The following is an 8,288-nucleotide window of genomic DNA, read 5'->3' as shown; positions in this document are numbered from 1 at the left end:
GCCTGGTTCTGTTTTGCCCGATAAATACTAAATTAATAAAAAAACACTCCTGCGCTTGCATTTTAACATAGAAACGGTCACTATTCAGCCCGGAAGTGATATGAATTAATTGCCAAGTTACCAGTTGTTTAAACGATCGGAAGGGTCATTGTGTATGGGAACTTTTAAAAGCTTGTGCAGAGGTAAATAATTCAGCGTAAAGTATTGTGAATCTTAGTTGACTTGTCTATCTTTGCACCTCAAATTTCGAATAGTATACCAATAACAAATTAACATGTACGCAATCGTAGAAATCGCAGGTCAGCAATTTAAAGTTGAAAAGGGTCGCGAAATCTTCACGCATAGGCTTGAAGGTGACGTGAACGCTGCACTTGTATTTGACAAAGTCCTTCTCGTTGATAACGGAGGCACAGTACAGGTAGGTCTTCCTACAGTAGCAGGAGCTTCTGTAAAAGTAACTGTACTTGAACACCTTAAAGGTGAAAAAGTAATCGTCTTCAAAAAGAAAAGACGTAAAGGTTACAAAGTGAAGAATGGTCACCGTCAATATCTGACTAAAATCAGCATCGACGAGATCGTAGCTTAATTGCAAAACCTTTGCTGCAGCAAGTACTGTCAGCTATTTTAAAATCATTCAGAAAACATATTAAAGTAAAGATATCATGGCACATAAGAAAGGTGTAGGTAGCTCGAAAAACGGACGGGATTCAGAAAGTAAACGTCTTGGAGTAAAATTATTCGGTGGCCAGTATGCTAAAGCTGGAAACATTCTTGTTCGTCAGCGTGGAACAAAACATAACCCAGGTAAAAACGTAGGTATCGGTCGTGACCATACTTTGTTTGCTTTGGTTGAAGGTCATGTTGTTTTCCGTAAAACTCGTGAAGACAAATCTTTCGTTCACATTGAGCCTATCGCTGAAGTAGCAGAAGCTTAGTCTTCGACTACTACAAAAAATCTAAGACAAAGGTCAGCAGGAATTTTCCTGCTGACCTTTGTCTGTTTATAACTTGCGGTTTACTTCAATCTCCACCTGATAAATAATTTTCCATTCAGAGGTCGGACATTGGTTATGATTGGAGTCATACTCGTTAATGGAATAAATACGCCTGTGCCAAACTGAATCTTACGGTAGGTGTAAAATGCTTCCAGGCTTGCGGTGAACAGATATTGGTTTGTGTATCCATCCGTAGCTGCATATTTTCTGTTGATTAATTCTGACTGAAAAGAAGAAGTCGAATCATTTGCAGTAACGGTTTCTGAAGAAAGCAGGGAATGGCCTTGTTTGTGGATGAAGATACCGGCTGCAATTTCAAAATTTTTTAATACAACCCGCTCGTAGGAAACCCCCGCATTCCATCCTCTTGTTTTCACCAGGCTGGTTTGGTTTGTAACAATTGTAGACGAATCTGCCTGCTCAGTATTTGTGTTCGAAACAAGGATATCCTTTGTGAAATATTGTCCGTATGGGAGGAATGTAAATCGCACAGCACTTTTTTGTCCGAAGCTCTGGGAGATTGATAGTCCGGGAATCAATAGTTGGTACGCGCTATTATTGTCTCCGCTTTTAAGGAAGTAGTTCGTGCCGCTGAATGGAATCGCACTTTGCCATTGAAGCGCTATTCCTGTATTGCGTAGTAAGGAGCCGGGCGGTTTGTTAAGCTGTGCTTTTTGATTGCGAGCATCGGGAGTTACACGGATACGAGGATAAGAGAGCAGGTTTTTGAAATTGACAGATCTGTTTTTCAGAAGTTCTACATCAAAAATATCATTTTGCGTCGCTCTGACTGCTCTCGGTTTTGTCGTCGCTTCGGATTTTTGAGAATCAGGTTTGGTTAAAATCTGCTCACTCTCTGACTGAGTTGTTTGATAAACGCGTTTTTCTGACTTATCCACTTTTTCGCCATTTCTTTCCGATGTACTGCTATGATCAATACGGTTACGTTTTTTATTCTTTTTTGCTAGAATCGTTGTGCTTTCGTTAGAACCGGCAGGTGTGGCCAAACCAGTTTTGTCTGTATTATCTTGTAAAGACAGGTGGTTTGCATCGCGTTCAGATGATATCGGTTTCTTATTTATTTCCTCCAAATCTTCTTTTAAATTGAAAACTGTGTCCTGGTAATGACCTAAGGAGTCTGCAGAAGTATTACTCCGATTTTTAACATTTTTACCAGCGCTATTCTGTTGCTCCACATTCCTGTTAACGGTTTTCTTCCTAAGGTTGTCAGAAGTTGTTTTTGGCCAAAAATAGTAAGCTGCTAAACCACCAATCAGCATACATGCTATTGTTAACAAAAAGAATTTCGACCAGTTTATGGGGTTTTTCGTTGGCATGCCGGCATTGAGCATTTCATTCATCATCGCCCACGAAGCATCTGCCGGAACCTCCGGTTTCGGATAGCTTTCATTGAGCTTCTGATTGATATGTTTCCTGCCTTTTTTCACCGGTTATATTTCTTTGTTTTTTGTAAAACCATCTCTGAGTCTGTTTCTGCTTTCATTAAGGTGCCATTTTACGGTACCTTCCTTTACATTCATTTCCTGACTGATTTCCTTCACCGTAAAGTTCTCAAGATAATACAAGCTGCAGATTGCTCTTGTTGCAGGAGGGAGCCTGTTGAGGCGGCTAAATATTTCATCCCATTCTGCTGTTTCGAATGGATCATATGAAATGAGATACTCCGTTTCTTCATTCAATTCCAGATGATGTTCCGGCTTTTTGTTTCGTAACAATGTCAGACAGGAGTTGCGTACGATAGTGTACACCCAGTTAAAAAACTCTCCCTTTTTTACATCGTATTGATTCACGTTTTTGAAAACCTTCATCATACCGTTATTCAGGGCGGTCTGAATTTCGTGCTCGTCGGCGAAAAACTTTTTGCATAGCGCAAACAGAGCCGGATAGAATTGGCGGTACAATTCTTCCTGGCTCTTACGATTATTGCGCTTACATTCAGCTATTATTTCGCTCAGAGAATTCATTCAGAGTCAGGAGACCCGGCCCAAATAAATTTGTTCAGGATCTCAAATCGGGAGGTTTATCTTTGGATATTAAGGGTTAAGAATTTAATGCCACTGGTATATGGCCAATTAATGCTATAAGTGTTTTCGCTTCTTGTTATACTACCTTGGTAGCTGATACCGTTTAGTTCAATCTTTATCCTTTTAGTCTCATTGTTTCGTATCATCAACAGTAGTGAATGCGATAAATGACTTTGACCTTCTTTACAATACCTTGACCCCGGCTGAATTACATGTAAAAATTGCACTTCCAAGTTGCCATCAGTTAGGTAACCCGGCTGAGTTGTGTATTTTAAGCGGCTGTTAAGACAATTGTACTGGTTGGTACTCTTGAAGCTAAATTCAACTCCATTGCCCATCGTAGAGTCTACAAGAGTTGGGCTCACAGTAAATTCATCTCCTGTTAGGCTAACAATCCTGTCATGAGTTCCAACTGTATCAATCACAACGACTTTGGCGGTATCAATAGGATTTACAACAGGTGGCTCTGGCTGCGTGGGGATAGTTACGGTATCACCGGGACTGTAAGAAAGCGTATCCACATTAACGAAGGTTCTGGAAGTAGTGCGGTTGTCGGTGGCAGTTACCTGATAGCGTCCCGGGTTCTTGAAAAGCACTCTGGCGGTATATCCGTCTGTAGTGAGCGTTACATTTTTCTCAGGACTTACACTCCATTTGATCTGGCTCGGCGGGGCATCTGATTTGAAAGTAAATTCAGCAGGTTCGGATCGTTTGAACGCAGTTTTGGCTGTTTCCAGTGTCGTTACTTTTTTGATATCATCCTGTTGTTCGCAGGAGATCAGACCCATAACGAAGATCATACAAATAATAGCTAACTTTTCCATCTGTAGTTATGTTGAGATTAGACAATGCCAAAACAGTTGATCAGTCTGCGATGGGGTTTCGCTTGTATAAACTACATGGATGGTACTGCAGGTTGGGTATGTGTGAAAATAAATTATAAAATTTCAAAAATGTCAGAAGTCTTTAGAGGGCTAACGGTTAAAATTTGAACAACTAAGGAGCTTTATTAAACCAAAAAAAACATCTTCGTGTTGTTAATAAATTAAGTAGAAACAGATTTTAAGTAACAATATAATACCATGTTATCACGCCCCATTTTTGTATATACAGAGCTGAGCCCGAATCCTAATTCAATGAAATTCGTATTGAATTTCGAGTTGGTACCGGATGGACTCTCCTTTGACTACCCATCTGTTGAATCGACATTGCTGGAAGGAAGCGCTTCTCCGCTTGCGTCGGATTTATTTCAGTTTCCACATGTTCAGCGGGTTTTTATCGCAAGCAATTTCATTACTATCACAAAAGATGATGCAGTGGCATGGGAGGAAGTACTGCGCGATACAAAGCAGTTTATCAAAATATACTTTGAAGAAAACCATCCTGTATTTGCTGAAAAAACGATTGAGAAAAACACTGTAATTGTTGATTCCAGAGACTCAGACACCATTCAAAAAATCAAAGCGGCTTTGGATACTTACGTTCGTCCTGCAGTTGAATCGGATGGCGGAGCGATTAACTTCCATTCATTCAATGAAGAATCCGGTGTGGTGAAAGTACTGTTACAGGGTTCATGCAGCGGTTGTCCTTCTTCTACTCTTACGTTGAAAGCCGGAATTGAAAACCTGCTGACCAGAATGGTTCCCGACGTGAAAGAGGTAGTTGCAGAAGGGGTTTAAAGACGATTTTACCAATATATTTTCGATAGAATTTCAATTCTGACATTTTGATTATACAGGAAACAGCATCTCCATTCGGGGTTGCTGTTTTTATTTATGGGTAGATTCCTTTCTCATTTCTGGTCAGGCTCTGAGTTTTGTTGTAAATTTCCAAAAGATGAAAAATACGCTGACCAGATTTATTGACCGGATCGAGAAATTGCAATCCGGTGGTGAACCCTGTTTCCCCCCAGGAATTTTTCCCGCATACCGGGTCAATCCGTTAATCAGGTACAATCGGCCTGACACAACTATTTTCTTTTCGGCCATCAGTGCTTTTACTTTACAGTCGCTCAAAAGACAACAAGAACCGGAATTACAGGATCGTATTGAGGATATATGTGAAAGGATAATTGTTAATTATCCTGATTTCAGAAATAAAGACGGACTGAAAACTTACAATTTCTGGAAGACCAAACCTTCCCGGCATTTTCCCAACGGACACATTTTTCGCAGATACGAACATTTCAGGATTCCTGATGATGTGGATGATACCGCGTTTGTGTATCTGACTACCAATCCGACAAAAGAAGAATTAACCTGGCTGAAGGAAAAACTGACAATCCATGCCAACGGATATAAACAATGGATACGAAATACTGATCCGGAATATCGTATGCTGCCCGCCTATTCAACCTGGTTCGGTAAGAATATGTATATCGAGTTCGATGTAAGTGTACTCTGTAATCTGATGTATTTTATATTCAAATACGAACTTCCTCAGAATCGACATGATGAAGCAAGTCTGGAATATATCCGGTCGGTTATTGCATCAGGCAGGTATGTCAAAGTTCCGTTTCGGTGTGCGCACCAATATCCGCGTACTGCGCTCATCATTTATCATGTCGCCAGGCTTATCGGGGCGTTCAATCCATCTTCGCTTGCCGGGGTGAAGCAGCAATTGATTGATGATACGCTGAGTCTTTTGAGCAAAACAGAAAGCAAGATGGACAGAGTTGTTCTGTCTACCGCATTGATGAGATTGGGAATCAAAACGGACCGGATTCCTGTTGAAAATTACGATGCCGAAGATTTTAAAGGCTTCTATTTTTTTATAGCCGGTTTGTTAACAGCCTACGAAAATCCAATATTGTACCGACTTTCGGTGAGCCCTCTTTTTCATATGCACTGGATTTGTGAGGCGCATTGCTGGGTTCTACTTTTTGAATACGAAACACTATGGAATCAGCAAAATGCCTGATTTTTAGTATATACAAATATGGCTGACCAGACTATCCAACTACGTATCAGAGATATTATTGTAGAGAAACACGATGTGAAAACGTTTGTTTTCGAGCGTGTTGATGGTGGGGAGCTTGTATACAAGGCTGGCCAGTTTCTTACTTTTTTGATTTCCCTGTATGGTCATGAGATACGACGGTCGTATTCCATGAGTTCAGCACCGGATGTTGATTTATTTCCGGCCATCACAGTTAAACGAGTTGCAAATGGCGAAGTGTCCAGATATTGGCTGGATCATGTGCAGGTAGGAGATATTTTTAATTCTCTGGAACCCGCCGGCAGGTTTGTGCTCCACGAGGAGGATCGAGGAAACCGGGATATCATTCTGATCGGGGCAGGAAGTGGTATTACACCGCTATTTTCAATCTTAAAACAGGTATCGAATAACGATGAAGATAGTTTTGTAACCTTAATTTATGCCAATAGAAATGACAGACACACGCTGTTTCATGATCAGATTGCAGAAATGGAAACCCGATTCGCTTCACGGCTTAGAGTAATCCATATCCATAGTCAACCGTCGGAAGACTGGCCAGGAATAAGAGGCAGGATCAATAATACCCGTCTGGAGCAGCTGGTAAATAAAAATTTGCATTTTTTACCAGCACAAGCCCGGTTCTTTATTTGTGGGCCGTATGATCTGATGCGATCTGTAGAGATTACATTGCACTACATGGGGTTTGGCAAAGATCAGATTCGTAAGGAAAATTTTGTCATTGAAAAACTCCCGCCGCCGCCACCGGTTTCATATTCGCATACCATCCATCTTACATTCCGGGGAGAGGAACGAGAACTTTTAGTGCCGGCGCATACCACAATTCTGGATGCTGCAATTCAGTCGGGAATTAATATTCCATATAGCTGCAAAGGCGGAAGGTGTGCTACCTGCGCCGCTGTACATACGCATGGGGCGCTCCATATGAGTTTCAATGAAGTCCTGACAGACCGCGATCTTGCACAAGGATGGATACTGACTTGCTCAGCCTATGTGGATGGAGATGATGTCAGGATTGAAGTACGCTAGATGAATGTGAATGGGTGTATTTTGAATACCAGATAAAGGCTGTTTTTAATCAATATCCTGATCTGAGAGGATTATGGCTTTCAATCGTCGTAAATAATGCTATTTTTACGAATTAGAGGGCTTTTTTGTAAACCGTAAGCAATGGTAGGTGAAAAATAAGATCATCCGGATCAAGGATATAGCAGAACGTGCGGGGACGTCGAAGGGGACAGTAGACCGTGTGTTACACAACAGGGGGCGGGTAGCAGAAGATGTGCGGGAGCGAATACTTGCCATTATCAAAGAGCTGAATTACGAGCCTAACCGCATTGCGCAATCACTCAAATCGCAGCGGACTTATCACATCGCTGTACTGATTCCCGATGCTGCAGTGGATTCTTACTGGGAAGCACCGCTTGCCGGTATTGAAAGGGCAGAGAAGGAGCTGCGGCAATATGGGATCAGGATTAGCCGCCATGTTTTTACCCCACACGTGGTACAATCATTTTTGGCTAAAGCGAATGAGGCAACCAAAGAGAATCCGGATGGCGTACTAATCGCTCCTGTTTTTTACAAAGAGGTGATGCCATTTTTTGAGAATTGGAAGGCTCAGGGTACACCTTATGTACTGTTTAATACTCAGATTGAAAGTGTGGATCCGCTGTGCTACATTGGGCAGGATTCCTACCGAAGCGGTTCTCTTGCTGCTAAAATCCTGAGTTATGGATTGCCTGATCCGTGCTCTTTGCTCGTATTACACATCAACGAAGATATTCCCAACTCGGCTCACCTTATTACGAAGGAACAGGGCTTCCGTGATTATTTTCTACAAAATGAAAAGGTAAGTCAGTATCAGGTGATCAGCAGAGATATTGATGCTTTTGATATAAATATTGATGCGCACCTTGAAGAAATACTGACGACAGATCCTGTTGTAAAGGGTATATATGTTACCAATTCCAAAGCATTTGAAGTAGCAGCTTATCTGGAGAAACACGGTATAGAAGGCATTAAGCTCGTAGGATACGATTTATTACAACCGAATCTAGATTATCTGGAAAATGGCAGAATTCACTTTCTGATTAATCAGAATCCGCTGGGGCAGGGGTATTGGGGAATTCACCAGCTGGCTAATTATCTTGTTTTTAATCAGGAAATTCCGCCAATTAAATTTTTACCGTTGGACATTATCACAAAAGAGAATCTCGATTATTATCTCGATCCGTCATAAAATAAAAGCAAAATGCCCTGAAACCATAAGTGGAATCAGGGCATTTTGCATAAT

Annotated in this window: 9 protein-coding genes; 6 read left to right on the top strand and 3 right to left on the bottom strand. The window is 41.3% G+C overall.

All coding sequences use genetic code 11. The features are described 5' to 3' along the window. Positions 1-274 precede the first annotated feature (274 nt). Positions 275-586 carry a 50S ribosomal protein L21 gene (rplU, locus tag DSL64_RS27920; protein WP_115834265.1) on the top strand — a complete coding sequence of 104 codons (312 nt, stop codon included), beginning with the start codon at positions 275-277 and terminating at the stop codon, positions 584-586. Positions 587-662: 76 nt separating this feature from the next. Then, positions 663-935, top strand: coding sequence for a 50S ribosomal protein L27 (rpmA, locus tag DSL64_RS27915; RefSeq protein WP_115834264.1), 273 nt, complete (start codon positions 663-665; stop codon positions 933-935). 80 nt (positions 936-1,015) lie between these two features. Here rpmA and DSL64_RS27910 read toward each other — a convergent pair whose 3' ends face one another. From DSL64_RS27910 to DSL64_RS27900, 3 genes are read right to left on the bottom strand one after another with little or no spacing between them, the layout of a single operon-like run. After that, positions 1,016-2,443, bottom strand: a complete 1,428-nt coding sequence (locus tag DSL64_RS27910; protein ID WP_115834263.1) for a hypothetical protein — start codon at positions 2,441-2,443, stop codon at positions 1,016-1,018. A gap of 3 nt (positions 2,444-2,446) precedes the next feature. Continuing rightward, entirely contained in the window at positions 2,447-2,980 is a 534-nt protein-coding gene (locus DSL64_RS27905; RefSeq protein ID WP_115834262.1) for an RNA polymerase sigma factor, read from the bottom strand. 56 nt (positions 2,981-3,036) lie between these two features. Further along, entirely contained in the window at positions 3,037-3,864 is an 828-nt protein-coding gene (locus DSL64_RS27900; RefSeq protein WP_147300434.1) for a hypothetical protein, read from the bottom strand. A 258-nt stretch (positions 3,865-4,122) separates the two neighbouring features. Here DSL64_RS27900 and DSL64_RS27895 point away from each other — a divergent pair, with 258 nt between their 5' ends. The 4 genes from DSL64_RS27895 to DSL64_RS27880 all read left to right on the top strand — a co-directional run bounded on the left by DSL64_RS27895 (position 4,123) and on the right by DSL64_RS27880 (position 8,234). Continuing rightward, positions 4,123-4,719 carry a NifU family protein gene (locus DSL64_RS27895; RefSeq protein ID WP_115834260.1) on the top strand — a complete coding sequence of 199 codons (597 nt, stop codon included), beginning with the start codon at positions 4,123-4,125 and terminating at the stop codon, positions 4,717-4,719. 157 nt (positions 4,720-4,876) lie between these two features. Next, positions 4,877-5,959 (top strand): hypothetical protein, encoded by a 1,083-nt coding sequence (locus tag DSL64_RS27890; protein WP_115834259.1) that lies wholly within the window; start codon positions 4,877-4,879, stop codon positions 5,957-5,959. An 18-nt stretch (positions 5,960-5,977) separates the two neighbouring features. After that, positions 5,978-7,024, top strand: coding sequence for a ferredoxin--NADP reductase (locus DSL64_RS27885; RefSeq protein WP_115834258.1), 1,047 nt, complete (start codon positions 5,978-5,980; stop codon positions 7,022-7,024). A gap of 148 nt (positions 7,025-7,172) precedes the next feature. Further along, positions 7,173-8,234 carry a substrate-binding domain-containing protein gene (locus tag DSL64_RS27880; RefSeq protein ID WP_115834257.1) on the top strand — a complete coding sequence of 354 codons (1,062 nt, stop codon included), beginning with the start codon at positions 7,173-7,175 and terminating at the stop codon, positions 8,232-8,234. Positions 8,235-8,288: the final 54 nt, after the last annotated feature.

This window comes from Dyadobacter luteus, from assembly GCF_003383615.1.
GTDB classification, from domain to species: domain Bacteria; phylum Bacteroidota; class Bacteroidia; order Cytophagales; family Spirosomataceae; genus Dyadobacter; species Dyadobacter luteus.
Note: the sequence above shows the minus strand (reverse complement) of the source record. Positions and strands in the feature narration are given on the sequence as shown.